The 15,657-nt window shown below is 74.0% G+C and carries 14 protein-coding genes, 1 rRNA gene and 1 pseudogene; 5 read left to right on the plus strand and 11 right to left on the minus strand.

Annotated features, from left to right (window positions below):
* Positions 1 to 129 precede the first annotated feature (129 nt).
* A complete protein-coding gene (recN, locus tag IE182_RS31025) occupies positions 130 to 1,881 on the minus strand; it encodes a DNA repair protein RecN (protein ID WP_190113332.1) in 1,752 nt (583 codons plus the stop codon).
* 122 nt (positions 1,882 to 2,003) lie between these two features.
* Between recN and IE182_RS31030 the strand changes: the two genes are divergently transcribed.
* Complete coding sequence (locus tag IE182_RS31030; RefSeq protein ID WP_190113333.1) at positions 2,004 to 3,434, plus strand: S41 family peptidase; 1,431 nt, start codon at positions 2,004 to 2,006, stop codon at positions 3,432 to 3,434.
* Positions 3,435 to 3,482: 48 nt separating this feature from the next.
* Here the strand turns inward: IE182_RS31030 and IE182_RS31035 are convergent, their stop codons facing one another.
* From IE182_RS31035 to IE182_RS31045, 3 genes are read right to left on the minus strand one after another with little or no spacing between them, the layout of a single operon-like run.
* On the minus strand, positions 3,483 to 4,424 hold the full coding sequence (locus IE182_RS31035; protein WP_190113334.1) for an NAD kinase: 942 nt from the start codon (positions 4,422 to 4,424) through the stop codon (positions 3,483 to 3,485).
* Entirely contained in the window at positions 4,421 to 5,227 is an 807-nt protein-coding gene (locus IE182_RS31040; RefSeq protein WP_190113344.1) for a TlyA family RNA methyltransferase, read from the minus strand. The genes IE182_RS31035 and IE182_RS31040 overlap by 4 nt, the downstream gene beginning before the upstream one ends.
* Before the next feature lie 13 nt (positions 5,228 to 5,240).
* The gene (locus IE182_RS31045) at positions 5,241 to 5,480 is read right to left on the minus strand and encodes a hypothetical protein (protein WP_190113335.1); all 240 of its coding nucleotides are present in this window, start codon (positions 5,478 to 5,480) and stop codon (positions 5,241 to 5,243) included.
* Positions 5,481 to 5,549: 69 nt separating this feature from the next.
* On the opposite strand from IE182_RS31045, the gene IE182_RS31050 reads away from it, so the two are divergent.
* The gene (locus IE182_RS31050) at positions 5,550 to 5,897 is read left to right on the plus strand and encodes a sterol-binding protein (protein WP_190113336.1); all 348 of its coding nucleotides are present in this window, start codon (positions 5,550 to 5,552) and stop codon (positions 5,895 to 5,897) included.
* Here IE182_RS31050 and IE182_RS31055 read toward each other — a convergent pair.
* From IE182_RS31055 to IE182_RS31065, 3 genes are read right to left on the minus strand one after another with little or no spacing between them, the layout of a single operon-like run.
* On the minus strand, positions 5,845 to 6,702 hold the full coding sequence (locus IE182_RS31055; RefSeq protein ID WP_229845284.1) for an ABC transporter ATP-binding protein: 858 nt from the start codon (positions 6,700 to 6,702) through the stop codon (positions 5,845 to 5,847). The genes IE182_RS31050 and IE182_RS31055 overlap by 53 nt on opposite strands.
* A gap of 53 nt (positions 6,703 to 6,755) precedes the next feature.
* Positions 6,756 to 7,793 carry a FecCD family ABC transporter permease gene (locus IE182_RS31060; RefSeq protein ID WP_190113337.1) on the minus strand — a complete coding sequence of 346 codons (1,038 nt, stop codon included), beginning with the start codon at positions 7,791 to 7,793 and terminating at the stop codon, positions 6,756 to 6,758.
* Entirely contained in the window at positions 7,790 to 8,839 is a 1,050-nt protein-coding gene (locus IE182_RS31065; RefSeq protein WP_190113338.1) for a FecCD family ABC transporter permease, read from the minus strand. The genes IE182_RS31060 and IE182_RS31065 overlap by 4 nt, the downstream gene beginning before the upstream one ends.
* Positions 8,840 to 8,894: 55 nt before the next feature.
* Here IE182_RS31065 and IE182_RS31070 point away from each other — a divergent pair, with 55 nt between their 5' ends.
* Positions 8,895 to 9,929 (plus strand): ABC transporter substrate-binding protein, encoded by a 1,035-nt coding sequence (locus IE182_RS31070; protein WP_190113339.1) that lies wholly within the window; start codon positions 8,895 to 8,897, stop codon positions 9,927 to 9,929.
* A gap of 46 nt (positions 9,930 to 9,975) precedes the next feature.
* Positions 9,976 to 10,821, plus strand: coding sequence for a siderophore-interacting protein (locus IE182_RS31075; RefSeq protein WP_190113340.1), 846 nt, complete (start codon positions 9,976 to 9,978; stop codon positions 10,819 to 10,821).
* 36 nt (positions 10,822 to 10,857) lie between these two features.
* On the opposite strand, the gene IE182_RS31080 is transcribed toward IE182_RS31075, so the two are convergent.
* On the minus strand, positions 10,858 to 11,889 hold the full coding sequence (locus IE182_RS31080; RefSeq protein WP_190113341.1) for an HAD-IIA family hydrolase: 1,032 nt from the start codon (positions 11,887 to 11,889) through the stop codon (positions 10,858 to 10,860).
* A 75-nt stretch (positions 11,890 to 11,964) separates the two neighbouring features.
* Here IE182_RS31080 and IE182_RS31085 point away from each other — a divergent pair, with 75 nt between their 5' ends.
* Positions 11,965 to 13,275, plus strand: coding sequence for a DUF1015 family protein (locus tag IE182_RS31085; RefSeq protein ID WP_190113342.1), 1,311 nt, complete (start codon positions 11,965 to 11,967; stop codon positions 13,273 to 13,275).
* A 79-nt stretch (positions 13,276 to 13,354) separates the two neighbouring features.
* Here the strand turns inward: IE182_RS31085 and IE182_RS31700 are convergent, their stop codons facing one another.
* The 3 genes and pseudogenes from IE182_RS31700 to rrf form a co-directional block, all read right to left on the minus strand.
* A complete protein-coding gene (locus IE182_RS31700) occupies positions 13,355 to 14,149 on the minus strand; it encodes a tetratricopeptide repeat protein (protein WP_229845285.1) in 795 nt (264 codons plus the stop codon).
* A 360-nt stretch (positions 14,150 to 14,509) separates the two neighbouring features.
* A pseudogene (locus IE182_RS31705) lies at positions 14,510 to 15,454 on the minus strand (hypothetical protein); the annotation flags it as partial.
* A gap of 129 nt (positions 15,455 to 15,583) precedes the next feature.
* A 5S ribosomal RNA gene (gene rrf / locus IE182_RS31095) occupies positions 15,584 to 15,657 on the minus strand; the annotation flags it as partial.

Here is a 15,657-nt window from a genome sequence, read left to right on the forward strand (position 1 = left end):
GCACCCGAACCAGGTGCCGTTGCCGTAAATAATGCAGCCCCCAGAAGGGTCCGTCCCCTCCCGCCCCGGCCCCGCCCCACGACGGGCGGACAGCCAGGGCCTCGCCCCACGACGGGCGGACAGCCGGAGCTAGCGCCCCGCCCGCGCCGCCGACAGCAGTTCCTCCGCATGCGCCCGCGCCAGCTCCGAGTCCTCCTGACCCGCCAGCATCCGCGAGAGCTCCCGCACCCGGTCCTCGCCCTCCATCGCCTGCACCCCGCTGCGCGTCACCGCGCCGTCGTGCGTCTTCTCCACCACCAGGTGCCGGTCCGCGAAGGCAGCGACCTGCGGCAGGTGCGTGACGACGACCACCTGGGCCGTCCGGGCCAGCCGCGCCAGCCGCCGCCCGACCTCCACGGCGGCCTTGCCGCCGACCCCGGCGTCGACCTCGTCGAAGAGGTACGTGGGCACGGGCGCGGACCCGGCGAAGACGACCTCGACGGCGAGCATGACGCGCGAGAGCTCACCGCCGGAGGCGCCCTTGGCGATGGGGCGGGGCTGGGCACCGGGGTGCGAGGCGAGCAGCAGCTCGACGTCGTCGGCGCCGTGGGGCCCGTACGCGACGGCGCGCCCGCCCACGTCAATGCCGGCCCCGGCGTCGGCGACCTCGTTCTGGCGAACCGCGAACGTCACCCGGGCGTGCGGCATCGCCAGCGACGCCAGCTCGGCGGTCACCGCCCCGGCGAAACGCTCCGCCGCCTCCGTCCGCGCATCGGTCAGCGCCTGCGCCAGCTCCCCGAGCTCGGCGCGGAGCGCGTCGCGCTCGGCGGTGAGCTCGCCGATGCGGTCGTCGTCGCCGTCCAGTTCGGTCAGGCGGGTCGCGCTGCGCTCGGCCCAGGCGAGGACTTCGCCGATGTCCGCGCCGTACTTGCGCGTGAGGTGGGTGAGGGCGGCCCGCCGCTCCTCGACCGCGGCGAGCCGTCGCGGATCGGCGTCCAGGTCGGACGCGTATCCGGCCAGCTCGCCGGCCACGTCCGCGAGCAGGATGCCGATCTCGCCGATCCGGTCGGCGAGACCCGCCAGGGCCGGGTCGTGGGAGCGCACGGCCTCCACGGCCCGGTGCGCGCCCGCGACGAGCGTGCCGGCGTCGATGCCCTCGGGGTCCTCGGGGTCGCCGGCGAGGGCGGCGCGCGCGGCGGTGGCGGCGGAGGCGAGGGCCTCGGCGTGGCCGAGCCGCGACGCCTCGGCGGCCAGTTCGGTGTCCTCCCCGGGCAGCGGCTCGACGGCGGCGATCTCGTCCAGGCCGAAGCGCAGCAGGTCGGCTTCCTGGGCGCGCTCGCGGGCCCGGGTGGTCAGCTCGGCCAGTTCGGCGGTGACGTCCCGCAGCCGACGGTAGGCGCCGGTGTACGTGGCCAGCGGCACGGCGACCGCGTCGCCGGCGTACCGGTCGAGGGCCTGGCGCTGGCGCGCGGGCCGCAGCAGCCCCTGCTGGTCGGTCTGGCCGTGCACGGCCACCAGCTCGTCGGCCAGCTCGCCCAGCAGCCCCACGGGCACGCTGCGCCCGCCGAGGTGGGCGCGCGAGCGGCCCTCCGCGGACAGGGTGCGGCTGATGAGCAGCGTGCCGTCGTCGAGCTCGGCGCCGGCCTCCTCCGCCCGTACGGCCGCGGGTGAGCGGCCGTCGACGGCGATCCGCCCCTCGACGACGGCGGCCTTGGCCCCCGCCCGCACCAACGCCGGGTCGGCGCGACCGCCGAGCAGCAGCCCGAGGCTGGTCACGACCATGGTCTTGCCGGCGCCGGTCTCACCGGTCACCGCCGTGAAACCGGGCGACAGCTCGACCACCGCGTCATCAATGACGCCCAAGGACCGGATCCGCATCTCCTCCAACACGGATACGACCATACGAGGTTCCGGGGCCCGCTCGCGACGGCCTCCCCCACCCACGTCCCTGGGGAGAGCCCCACCACCGGTCCGGGTGACCGCTCCATGGCCCGGGCGGGGCCTCACCCGCCAGGCTGGAAAGCATGATCAACCGACCTCGCCGGCGGCGCGCCGCCGCGCTCCTCCTCGCCACCGCCACCGCCCTGACCACTGCCGTCACAGTGCGGTCCGCCGCCGCGGCTCCCCGCCCGGGGAGCCTGGACGGGGTGTGGCGCATGGACGGCTACGGCACGGTCGTCACGATCGAGGAGGGCGGCCGCAGGCTGCGCTCGTACGAGACGACGGCCGTCAGCTGTCTGCCGGGCGCGGCCGACGCGACCCGCTCCGCCGCGAAGGGCCCGTTCCGGCAGGAGGGCGGGTCCACCGTCTCGGTCACGCCGGACGGGCCCCGGCGCGCGCAGCTGCGCTACGCGGAGTCCGTCGGCCACCGGGAGCTGCGCCGGGTCGATGCGCTGCCCGCGGCCTGCCGGGAGAAGGAGCCCCCGAAGGACAACCTCGCCGTCTTCGACGTGTTCTGGCAGACGTTCGCCGAGAACTATCCGTTCTTCGCCGCGAAGGGCGTCGACTGGCAGGCCGTGCGCGACCGCTACCGGCCCCGGGTGACCGACGGGACCACGCCCGACGAGCTCTACGGGATCCTCGCGGAGATGATCGAGCCGCTGCACGACGGGCACACCTTCGTCAAAGGCGGCGTGGGGGACGACTACGGCCGGTACTTCGCGGGGCACCGCGAGGACACCACGATCCCCGACGGGACCCTGATGAAGCGCATCGACGAGGCGATCGCCGGCAACCTGGACGGCGCGGTGCCGCACCGCTGGGGCAAGGGCAGGATCGCCTACGCGGACCTGCCGGACGGCACCGGCTATCTGCGCGTGACGGGGTTCGTGAACTACACGGACGAGAAGACGTACGAGGCGGACAGCGCGGAGCTGGACCGTGCCCTGGACGAGGTCTTCACCAAGGCCAGGACGGCCGGCCCGAAGGCCCTGCGCGGCCTGGTCCTGGACCTGCGGTTCAACGGCGGTGGCTCCGACCGCCTGGGCCTGCGCATCGCGGAGCGGCTGACGAGCCGCCCGTACACGGCCTACCTCAAGCACGCGCGCAACGATCCGAAGGACCCGGCGGCGTTCACACGGCCGGAGCCGGTCCGGGTCGAGCCGCACCGGGGCCCGGTCCACACCGGGCCCGTGGCGGTCCTCACCGGGCGTCTGACGATCAGCGCCGGGGAGACGACGACACAGGCGCTGATGGGCCGCACGCCCCGGACCGTGCGCATCGGCGAGAACACGCAGGGCTCGTTCTCCGACCGGCTGGACCGCGCCCTGCCGAACGGCTGGAGCTTCGGCCTGCCGAACGAGGAGTTCCTGAGCGCGGCGGACGGCAGGACGACGTACGACGGCGCCGGCATCGCCCCGGACGTCAGGACGCCGGTCTTCACCGAGGAGAACCTGGCGAAGGGCGACGACCCGGCTCTGCGGGAAGCCCGCAGGCGCCTGACCGCCGGACGCTGAGCCGGCGCACCCGGCGGGCCGCCGGGCCCGGCCCCGGGTGGCGGGCGGCTAGTGCGGAGCCCCCCGCCAGCCGGCGACCGGCAGGGCGAACTTCGCGACCAGCCGGTCCGTGAACGAGGCGTGGTGCAGTCGCGCCAGGCGCACGGGCACGGCGCCCCGCCGCACCTCCACGCGCGCTCCTGCCGGCAGCTCCACGGTCCGCCGGCCGTCGCACCACAGGACCCCGTTGGGCGTCTGCGGCTGCACCTCCACCGCCAGCACCGAGTCCGGTGCGGTCACCAGCGGCTTGGCGAAGAGCGCGTGCGCGCTGATGGGGACCATCAGCAGCGCCTCGACCTCGGGCCAGACGACGGGCCCGCCGGCCGAGAAGGCGTAGGCCGTGGAGCCGGTGGGCGTGGCGCACACCACACCGTCGCCGCCGAAGCGCGAGACGGGCCGGCCGTCGACCTCGGTGACGACCTCCAGCATCCGCTCGCGGGCGGCCTTCTCCACCGATGCCTCGTTGAGCGCCCAGTCGGTGTGCACGATGTGTCCGTCGGTGCGCACGAGCACGTCGAGGGTCATCCGCTCCTCGACCTCGTAGGCGCGCGTGACGACCCGGTCGACGACCTTGTCGAGGTCGTCGCGCTCGGCCTCGGCGAGGAAGCCGACCCGCCCGAGGTTGACGCCGAGCATCGGCACCCCGGAGCGCCGCGCGAACTCGGCGCCGCGCAGCAGGGTGCCGTCACCGCCGAGGACGATCAGCAGCTCGCAGCCCTCCAGGGCGTCGGGCTTGCCGGGTCCGGCCTCCACGCGCTCGGCCGGGCCGGGCAGCGGCAGGTCGGCGGCCTCCTCGGCCAGCACCCGCACCCCGATGCCGCAGCGCAGCAGCCCCTGCACGACGAGCTCGGCGCTGCGGATGGCGGCCGGGCGGCCGGTGTGGGCGAGCAGGAAGACGGTGCGTCCAGACGGTACTGCCGATGCTGCTGATGGTGCTTCTGAAGTGGTCAACGGGGCCCCTCCGCCACGGCACGGTCAACGTCGGCCGGGTCCAGTTCAGGCGCACCGGCACGCAGCCACAGAAAGTACTCGACATTGCCCGAGGGCCCGGGCAGCGGGCTGGCGGTAACCCCGAGTACGCCGAGGCCCAGCTCCGCGGCCCGGCCGGCGACGGCGCGCACGGCCTCGGCCCGCAGCTGGGTGCTGCGCACGACGCCGCCGGTGCCGAGGCGTTCCTTGCCGACCTCGAACTGGGGCTTGACCATGAGCACCAGGTCCGCGTCGGGCGCGGCGCAGCGCACCAGGGCCGGCAGGACGAGGCCGAGCGGGATGAAGGACAGGTCGCCGACGACGATGTCCACGGGCTGCCCGTCGATCTGCTCCAGCGTCAATTCGCGTACGTTCGTACGGTCCTTCACGGTGACCCGCTCGTCGCTCTGCAGGGACCAGGCGAGCTGCCCGTAGCCGACGTCGACGGCGACGACGTGGGCGGCGCCCGAGCGCAACAGGACGTCGGTGAAGCCGCCGGTGGAGGCGCCGGCGTCCAGGGCGCGCCGGCCCTCGACCTTCAGGCCGAGGGGGACGAACGCGGCGAGCGCACCGGCGAGCTTGTGGCCGCCGCGGGAGACGTAGTCGGGGTCGCTGTCGTCCTGGGTGACGACGAGGGCGGCGCTGGTCTCCACCTGCGTGGCGGCCTTGGTGGCCGTCGTACCGCCGACGGTCACGCGGCCTGCGGCGATCAGCTGGCTCGCATGCTCGCGCGAGCGGGCCAGCTTGCGGCGCACCAGCTCCGCGTCGAGTCGGCGGCGGGTCACTGCCACGTGCGGTTCAGCTCCTGTTGTCGTACGGGCGCGCGGGGCCCGTGGGCCCGGGGCGCTGGTCGAGGGCGCCGAGCGCGTCGCGCAGGCCCTGGTGTACATCCTCGTACACCTGCAGGTGGCCGCCGGCGTCGAGGTGGTCGGCGTCGGCCAGCCGGGCCAGGTGCGCGTCGACGCCGGCGTCGCCGGTGGGGGTGCGCGGGACGCCGAGGGGCTGGGGCGACGCCGGGGAGGTCGTCGGGTCGGTCATGGATCCGACGCTACCCCGGAAAGGGGCCTTCTCCTGTGTTCCGCCCCCTCTGGGGTACCGTCCATGGCAATGGCGACCATTGAGGAGTGCCTCGGCGCACTCGACCGGCTGGCGGAGAAGCTCGCGGGCGCGAGCGGCGAGCTCCGCAGCGCCGCCGCGCCCGATCGCTCGCTGAGCTGCCACGTCACCGATCTCGACGTCACCTTCCTGGGCCATCTGCGGGACGGCCACCTCAAGGAGGTGCGGACGGTGCGGGGCGCGTCCGAGCCGCGGGCCGAGATCGCCCTGGAGATGACCGGGGACGACCTGGTGGCCCTGGTCGACGGCGAGCTGAACTTCGCGCGTGCCTGGGCCGGCGGCCGGGTCAGGCTGAAGGCGGGCCTGCGGGACGTGCTGCGGCTGCGGTCGATCCTGTAGCGCCTGCCGGGGCCGCGTCGCGGGGCCGGCGGGCGGCCGGGACGACCAGGGGCGTGCCGGTCTGCGGATCGTCGATGACCTGGCAGCGCAGCCCGAAGACCTCCTCCACGAGGGGTGCCGTGACGATGTCGGCCGGCGCCCCCTCGGCGACGACCTTTCCGTCGCGCATCGCGATGAGGTGGGTGGCGTAGCGGGCGGCGTGGTTGAGGTCGTGGAGGACGGCGACGAGGGTGCGGCCCTGGGTCTCGTGGAGTTCGGCGCACAGGTCGAGGATCTCGATCTGGTGCTGGATGTCGAGGTAGGTGGTCGGCTCGTCGAGGAGCAGCAGCGGGGTGCGCTGGGCGAGGGCCATGGCGATCCACACGCGCTGGCGCTGGCCGCCGGAGAGCTCGTCGACGTAGCGGTCGGCGAGGGCGGCGACGCCCGTGGCGGTCATGGACTCCTCGACGACGCGCTCGTCCTCGGGCGACCACTGGCGCAGCAGTCCCTGGTGGGGGTGGCGGCCGCGGGCGACGAGGTCGGCGACGGTGATGCCGTCGGGGGCGACGGAGGACTGGGGCAGCAGTCCGAGGGTGCGGGCGACCTTCTTGGCGGGGTACGAGCCGATGGCCGCGCCGTCCAGCAGCACCGAGCCGGCGGCCGGCTTGAGCATGCGGGACAGAGCGCGCAGCAGGGTGGACTTGCCGCAGGCGTTGGGGCCGACGATGACGGTGAAGGAGTGGTCGGGGACGGCGACGGAGAGGTCCTCGGCGATGACCCGCCCGTCGTAGGCGAGGGTGACGGATTCGGCCGAGAGCCGGCTCATGGTGGTGTTCCTGTCCTGGTGCGTGCTCGTGTCGGTGCGCGTGCCTGGCCTGTTCATATCCGTCCGCCCCGGCGCTCGGTGTACAGCAGCCCCAGCAGGTAGCACCCGCCGAGCATGCCGGTGAGCGCTCCGACGGGCAGCCGGTCGGCGCCGAAGAGCTGCTGCGAGGCCCAGTCGGCGGTGACGAGCAGGGTGGCGCCGGTGCAGGCGGCGGCGGTGAGGTTGGGTCCGGTGGAGCGGGTGAGGCGCCGGGCGAGTTGGGGTGCGGCGAGGGCGACGAAGGCGATGGGGCCGGCGGCTGCGGTGGCGGCGGAGGTCAGCAGGACGGCGGCCGCCATGGTCACCAGCCGGGTCCGCTCGACGGGCACGCCGAGCGCGTACGCGGCGTCGTCGCCCATCTCCAGCATGCGCAGGGACCGGCTGTGGCCGAGGACGAGGGGGACGAGCACGGTGCAGGCGGCCGCCAGCGGCCACACCTGGTCCCAGTCGCGGCCGTTGAGGGAGCCGACCATCCAGGTGGTGGCGCGGGCGGCGTCGGTGAGGTTGGCCTTGGTGAGCAGGTAGCCGATGACGGCGGTGAGGATGGCGGCCATGGCGATGCCGACGAGCACGAACCGGTAGCCGTGCACGCCCTTCTTCCAGGCCAGTGCGTAGATCGCGGCACCGGAGAGGATGCCGCCGCCGACGGATCCGGCGGCGACGGCGGTGGTGCCGCCCTGGAAGAGGACGATGACGAGCAGCGCCCCGGCCGTCGAGCCCTGGGCGAGTCCGATCACGTCGGGGCTGCCGAGGGGGTTGCGGGAGACGGACTGGAAGACCGCGCCGGCCAAGGCGAGGGCGGCGCCGACGAGCAGGGCGACCAGGACGCGGGGCAGGCGCAGGTCGTGGACGATGAACTCCTGTGCCGCGGTGCCGCCGCCGGTCAGTGTGCGCAGGACGTCGGCGAAGGACATGGGGTAGTCGCCGGTGCCGATGAGGGCGACGGAGGCGGCGAGCGCGGCGGCCACGAGCAGCGTGACGACGAGTGCGGCGCGCGCGTCGAGGCGGACGGAGAGGCCGCCGCGGGTGCGCAGGGCTTTGACGGGCTTCACAGCTGGGCCATCCTCCGGCGCCGTACGAGGTGGATGAACAGGGGTCCGCCGAGCAGGGCGGTGACGATGCCGACCTGGAGTTCGGAGGGGCGGACGACGACGCGGCCGGCGATGTCGGAGCCGAGCAGCAGGACGGGCGAGAGGACCGCCGCGTAGGGCAGGACCCAGCGCAGGTCGGGGCCGGTGAACGTGCGGACGACGTGCGGCACCATCAGCCCGACGAAGATGACGGGCCCGCAGGCGGCGGTGGCGGCCCCGCACAGCAGGGTGACGGCGGCCAGCGCGAGGACGCGGGTGGTGGTCAGCCGGGAGCCGAGCGCGCGGGCCTGGTCGTCGCCGAGGGCCAGGGCGTTGAGGGGCCGGGCGAGGAACAGGGCCAGGGCGATGCCGACGAGGACGAAGGGCGCGACCTGCGTGACGACGGTCGCGTTGGCGGAGGCCAGCGAGCCGACGGTCCAGAAGCGCATCCGGTCCAGGGCGGCGGTGTCCATCAGCTGGACGGAGAAGACGTAGCCGTTGAGCGCGGCGGTCACGGCGGTGCCGGCGAGGGCGAGGCGTACGGGGGTGGCGCCGCGGCTGCCGCCGAGCGCGTACACGACGACGGACACCAGGGCCGCGCCGAGGAAGGCGAACCACACGTATCCGGTCAGCGAGGTGACGCCGAGGAAGCTGATGCCGGAGACGACGGCGGCCGCGGCTCCGGCGTTGATGCCGAACAGTCCGGGGTCGGCGAGGGGGTTGCGGGTGAGGGCCTGCATGACGGTGCCGGCGAGGCCGAGGGCCGAGCCGACAAGGAGGCCGAGGAGGGTGCGGGGGACGCGTACGTCCCGGACGACGACGTCCGTTTCGCTGCCGCTGTAGTGGAACAGCCCGTGCCAGACCTGTCCGACGGGGATCTGCTTGGCGCCGATGGCGAGGGACGCGGCGACGACCAGAAGGAGGACGGCCGTTGCGGCGAGCAGCCCTGCGGCTCGCAGGGCGCCTCGGCGGCGGGGTGCGCCCTCGGTGGAGATGGCGGCGGGGGGAGGGGGACTGTCGACCAACACCTGGTTAGGTTAGCCTACCCTCACACCGCCCTTCACTTGAGAGAAGCACTACCCCATGCGCAACCCCCGCACCACAGCTCCCACTCGCCGCTCCCTTCTGACCGCGGGTGGCGCCCTGGGCATCGGCGCCCTCCTCACCGCCTGCGGGGGCGGCTCATCGGACTCCGGCTCCGCCGGCTCCTCCTCGGGCGGCGGCAAGGACGGCGCCTGGTCCTTCAAGGACGACCGCGGCCGGACCGTGAAGCGCGACCACACCCCCAAGCGCATCGTCGCCTTCACCGGCACCGCCGCCGCCCTCCACGACTTCGGCGTCGAGTGCATCGGCGTCTTCGGCCCCACCAGGCTCAAGGACGGCAAGCCCGACCCGCAGGCCGGCGAACTCGACGTCGACAAGCTGACGGTCCTCGGCAACGCCTGGGGCGAGTTCAACATCGAGAAGTACGCGGGCCTCAACCCCGACCTCCTCGTCAGCAACATGTTCGAGCCCGAGGCGCTGTGGTACGTACCGGAGGAGAGCAAGAAGAAGATCCTCGGCCTCGCCCCCAGCGTCGGCCTGACCGCCGCCCGCGTCTCCATGCTGGAGCCCATCAAGCGCTACGCCGCCCTGGCCGAGTCCCTCGGCGCCGACCTCAAGGCGAAGAAGGTCACCGACGCCAAGGCCCGCTTCGAAGCCGCCGCCGAGACGCTGCGCAAGGCCGCCAAGGGCAACCCCGTCAAGGTCATGGCCGCCTCCGGCAGCGCGGACCTCCTCTACGTCTCCAACCCGGCCGTCAACGCCGACCTGATGTACTTCCGCGAGCTCGGCGTCGACTTCGTCGTCCCCGAAAAGCTCGACCAGGGCGGCTACTTCGAGAGCCTGAGCTGGGAGAACGCCGACAAGTACCAGGCCGACCTCATCCTCCTCGACAGCCGCACCTCCGCCCTGCAGCCCAAGGACCTCTCCGCCAAGCCGACATGGGAGAAGCTCCCCGCCGTCAAGGCCGGACAGGTCAGCCCCTGGCTGAGCGAACCGCGCTTCTCCTACGCCGGCTGCGCACCCCTGCTCGAAGCCCTGGCCTCGGCGATCGAGAAGGCGAAGAAGACCTCCTGACGCCCGGCCCCCGCACACCCCCACCGACAAGGAACCGCCTCCCCCGATGACCGACGCCCCGCCCCCGCCCTACCGCTGGTTCGACCTGCACGTCCTGCGCACCGAGCGGATCAGCCCCGCCCTGATGCGCGTCACCCTCGGCGGCGACCGCCTCGGGGAGATGGTCACCGGCGGCCGCGACCAGCGGTTCAAGCTCTTCCTGCCCCGCCCGGGCCAGGACGCGCCGGTGCTGCCGGACGACCGGGGCGTCGGCTGGTACGCACAGTGGCGGACCCAGGACCCGGCCGTACGGGCCGTCATGCGCTCGTACACCGTGCGCGAACTGCGCCACGAACCCGCCGAACTGGACGTCGACTTCGTCCAGCACGGGGAGCACGGCGAGGGGGCCGGACACGGCGGCCCCGCCTCCCACTGGTCCCGCACCGCCCGCCCCGGCGACCGCGTCACCGTCCTCGGACCGGTCGCCGAGGAGAACGGCGGCGTCGACTTCCAGCCCCCGGCCGGCACCGACTGGGTGCTCGTCACCGCCGACGAGTCCGCACTGCCCGCCGCGGCCGGCATCCTCGCCTGGCTGCCGGCGGGCACCCCCGCGAAGGTCTGGATCGAGGTCTCGCACCCCGACGACGTCCAGGACCTGCCCACGGCCGCCGACGCCGACATCACCTGGCTCATCCGCAGCACACCCGCCGACCGGCCCGTCCTCGACGCCGTCCGCACCGCGGAACTCCCGTCCGGCACGCCCTACGCCTGGATCGCCGGCGAGTCCGGCACCATCCGCGCGCTGCGCCGCCACCTCGTCGGCGACCGCGGCATCGACCGCCGTGCCGTCACCTTCACCGGCTACTGGCGCCTCGGCGCGACGGAGGAGGACCTCCTGGCGGAGCTGGGCTGACCGTACGGGCCGGAACCCGGCCCGTACGACCGACGCCTACCAGCCCAGCCGGGACAGCGCCTTGCCCGCGTCCAACGTGCAGGAACCGTCGCCCGCCGCCGTCCACGCGGCAGCACACAGCGCCCGCAGTGCGTCGATGCGCTCGCCCCCGCCGTCGAGGGCGAGCGCATCGCCGTCGGCCGACGCACTCCAGCCGCCGCACCGGAACCCCTCGCCGGCAGCGCCCTCGACCGCCGGGTGCGGCTCCAGCAGCGCCCGCAGGTCCTCCGCCACATACGTCGGCCGGTGCTCGGGCCGTGCCGCGAGCAGCTCCGCCGCCGTCGTCACGCCCGTCAGCACCAGCAGCGAGTCCACGCCGCCCACGTGCGCACCCTCGATGTCGGTGTCGAGCCGGTCGCCCACCACCAGCGGCCGCTGCGCACCGGTGCGCAGAATCGTCTCGCGGTGCATCGGGGGCAGCGGCTTCCCCGCCACCTGCGGCTCCGCACCCGTGGCTATCCGCACGACCTGCACCGCGGAGCCGTTGCCCGGCGCGATGCCGCGCGCACTCGGAATCGTCAGGTCGGTGTTGGAGGCGTACCACGGCACGCCCCGGGCCACCGCGTACGACGCCTCGGCCAGCCGCGACCACGGCATGTCCATCCCGCCGAACCCCTGGGCGACGGCGGCCGGATCCTCGTCCGCGGAGTCCACCGGCACCAGCCCGCGCTCGCGCAGCGCGACCCGCAGCCCCTCCGCGCCGATCACCAGCACCCGCGAACCGGACGGCAGCTGATCGGCTATCAGCCGGGCGACCGCCTGCGCCGACGTGATGACGTCGGCCGGCTCGGCCGGCACCCCCAGCTCGGTCAGGTGCTCCGCCACCGTCTCCGGCGTACGGGCGGCGTTGTTCGTCACGTAGGCGAGGTGCATCCCGCCCGCCCGGGCCGTGCCCAGCGAGTCCACGGCGTGCACGATGGCCTCACCGCCCGCGTACACCACACCGTCGAGGTCCAAAAGCGCGGTGTCGTAGTCGTCGCTCAGTGGTCGCTTGCTGCCATCGGGACGGGTCCGGAGGCTCTGTTCCATGCTGTGATCGCTCCCTGTGCTCTACGTCTCTTCCACGATCATTGCTCATCCGGCCGTGCGACATAACATTTCACAATGAGCACTCCAGGCCATGGCAACGGCGCCACCGGCAGTCCCGCAGGACAGGGGCTGCGACTCACCCCCTTCCGAGGGCTGCGGTATGTCCCCGAACGGGTCGGCAGCCTTTCGGCGGTCACCTCACCACCGTACGACGTCGTCGTGCGGCCGGACGGGCTGCGCCACCTGGAGACCGCCGACCCGCACAACATCGTCCGGCTCATCCTCCCCCAGGCCGCCACCGCGGCCGACCGGCACCGCCAGGCGGCCGAGACGCTGCGCCGCTGGCAGGAGGAGAACGTCCTCGCCGCCGACCCCGAACCCGCGCTCTACGTCTACGAACAGCGCGGCGACGGCATCCTGCAGCGCGGTCTCATCGGCGCCCTGCGCCTGACCCCGCGCGAGGAGGGCGTGGTCCTCCCCCACGAGGACGTCATGCCCCACATCATCGAGGACCGCGCCGCACTCATGCGCGACACCGGCGCCAACCTGGAACCCCTGCTCTTCTCCTACCGCGGCAACGGCAACGGCACGGAGGGCGCCGCCGGCGTCATCGAGCAGGTCATCCGCACCGAGCCGCTGCTCTCCACCCTCACGGACGACGGCTACGCCCACCGCCTGTGGGCCATCACCGACCCGCACGACCTCGACACCGTCGACAAGGACCTCTCGCACCAGCGCGCCCTCATCGCCGACGGCCACCACCGCTGGGCCACCTACCTGCGCCTGCGCGCCGAGCAGCCGGCGCCGGGCCCCTGGGACTACGGCCTCGTCCTGCTCGTGGACACCGCCCGCTACCCGCTGCGGGTACGGGCCATCCACCGGCTCCTGCACCGGCTGCCGGTGGCGGAGGCGCTGGCGGGACTGGGCGGTGCGTTCCGTGTCCGCACGCTCGACGGTCCGCTGCCGGACGCCCTGGACGCGCTCGCGGAGGCGTCGGCCGTGCCGGGCGGCAACGCCTTCGTGCTCGCCGGCGACGGCCGCTTCCACCTCCTGGACCGGCCGGACCCCGACCTGCTGGCCCGTACGATCCCCGGCGACCGCCCGCAGGCGTGGCGCGAGCTGGACGCGACGGTCCTGCACTCGACCCTGCTGGAGCACGTGTGGCAGGTTCCTGACGCGCCCGAGCACATCGGGTACATCCACGAGACGGCGGCGGCCGTCCAGCAGGCCGAGCTGCACGGCGGCACGGCGGTCCTGATGCACCCCGTTCACGAGGACGTCGTGCGGGAACTGGCCGAGCAGGGCGTGACGATGCCGCGCAAGTCGACGTCGTTCGGCCCCAAGCCGGCGACGGGGCTCGTGCTGCGGAGCCTGGCCCTCGACTGAAAACCGGGCCCGGCCCGATCACAAGTGATCGGGCCGGGCCCGGGCCGTTCCGGCTGGGTCAGCCGGTCAGCAGGATCCGTCAGCCCTTGCTGCCGGAGTCGCCGTCCGTGTCCTCGGCGTCCTTGGCGTCGGACTCGACGCCCTTCTCGGCGTCGGCGTCGATCTCGGCCTGGGGCTCGGAGGCGACGTCGGCCTCGGTTGCGGCCTCGGCCGCAGCCGCGGCGTCGTCCGCGTCGTCCTCCTGCAGGGCGTCCGTGAACTCCACGCCGTCCAGCTCCGCGAGCCGGTCGGAGGCGTTCGTGGTGCCGCCCTGGTCGGCCTCAAGGGCCTTGGCGAACCACTCGCGGGCCTCGGCCTCGCGGCCGACGTCCAGGAGCGCGTCGGCGTAGGCGTACCGCAGGCGCGCGGTCCAGGGCTGGACGGAGTTCGACGCCAGCTCGGGGCTCTGCAGCGTCACGACCGCCGCCTCCGGCTGGCCCATGTCCTTGCGGGCACCGGCGGCGACCAGGCGCATCTCGACCTGGCCGGCCTTGTCGAGCTTCTGCACCTCGGGCTCGCCGGCCATGGCCAGCGCGCGCTCCGGGCGGCCCATGCCGCGCTCGCAGTCGGCCATGACGGGCCACAGCTCGACGGAACCGGTCATCCGGCGGGCCGCGCGGAACTCGGCGAGGGCCTCGGAGTACTTGGCCGTCGCGTACGCGGCGAAGCCGGCGGCCTCGCGCACGGCGGCGACGCGGGAGGCGAGCCGCAGGGCGATCCGCGAGTACTCGTAGGCCCGCTCCGGCTCCTCGTCGAGCAGCTTGGCGACCATGACGAGGTTGCGGGCGACGTCCTCGGCGAGCGTCTTCGGCAGGCTCATGAGCTCCTGCCGCACGTCCTGGTCGATCTCGTCACCGGTCACGTCGTCCGGGATCGGCAGCCGCTTCACCGGCTCCCGCTCGCCGCGGTCGCGGTCGTCGCGCCGGCCGTAGCCGCCACCGGAACGGTCGTCCCGGCCGCGGTAGCCACCGCCGCCGCCCGGGCGGTCGCCGAAGGAACGGCGGGGGCCACGGTCGTCACGGCGGTCGTCGCGGCGGAAGCCACCGCGGTCGTCGTCGCGGCGCGGGCCGCGGTCGTCGCGGCGGTCGTCACGGCGGAAGCCACCGCGGTCGTCGTCACGACGGGGGCCACGGTCGTCGCGACGGAAACCGCCACGGTCGTCGTCACGGCGCGGACCGCGGTCGTCACGACGGTCGTCACGGCGGAAACCACCGCGGTCGTCGTCACGGCGCGGGCCGCGGTCGTCGCGGCGCTCGTCGCGACGGAAGCCACCGCGGTCGTCGTCACGACGGGGGCCACGGTCGTCGCGACGCTCGTCACGGCGGAAACCACCGGGACGGTCGTCACGGCGCTCGTCGCGGCGGAAGCCGCCACGGTCGTCGTCACGACGGAACGACGGACGGTCGTCACGACGCTCATCGCGGCGGAAGCCGCCACGGTCGTCATCGCGGCGCGGGCCACGGTCGTCGCGGCGGAAACCACCGGGACGGTCGTCGCGACGGAAACCGCCACGCTCGTCGTCACGGCGCGGGCCACGGTCGTCGCGGCGGAAACCACCGGGACGGTCGTCGCGGCGGAAGCCGCCACGGTCGTCATCGCGACGGCCGAAACCGCCGGCGGGACGGCCACCGCGGTCGTCATCGCGACGGGGGCCACGGTCATCGCGGCGCTCGTCGCGACGGAAACCACCGCGGTCGTCATCGCGGCGCGGGCCACGGTCGTCGCGGCGGAAACCACCGCGGTCGTCGTCACGACGGGGACCGCGGTCGTCGCGGCGGAAACCACCGGGACGGTCGTCGCGGCGGAAGCCGCCACGGTCGTCGTCACGACGGAACGGCGGACGGTCGTCACGACGCTCATCGCGGCGGAAGCCGCCACGGTCGTCATCGCGACGGCCGAAACCGCCGGCGGGACGGCCACCGCGGTCGTCGTCGCGGCGCGGGCCGCGGTCGTCACGACGGTCGTCGCGGCGGAAGCCACCGCGGTCGTCGTCACGACGGGGGCCACGGTCGTCACGGCGCTCGTCACGGCGGAAACCACCGGCACGGTCGTCACGACGGAAGCCGCCGCCACGCGGGCCGCGCGGGCCGCCGCGACGCGCGTCGCCGCCCGAACGATCGTCGGGAGAGTTGGTGGACATCGACGTGACTCCTGTCTTCGGGTACCGCAGTCATTCTCGCGCACCCGGTCGACAGGCGCGCTTCGGCAAAATACAAAAAGGACCCTTGGTCCCAGCGTGAACGCTGGGACCAAGGGTCCTTGAAAGATTGTTCGGCGGCGTCCTACTCTCCCACAGGGTCCCCCCTGCAGTACCATCGGCGCTGAAAGGCTTAGCTTCCGGGT

The sequence above is a fragment of the Streptomyces cinnamoneus genome, assembly GCF_014650495.1.
In the GTDB taxonomy this organism is placed as follows: Bacteria; Actinomycetota; Actinomycetes; order Streptomycetales; family Streptomycetaceae; genus Streptomyces; species Streptomyces cinnamoneus.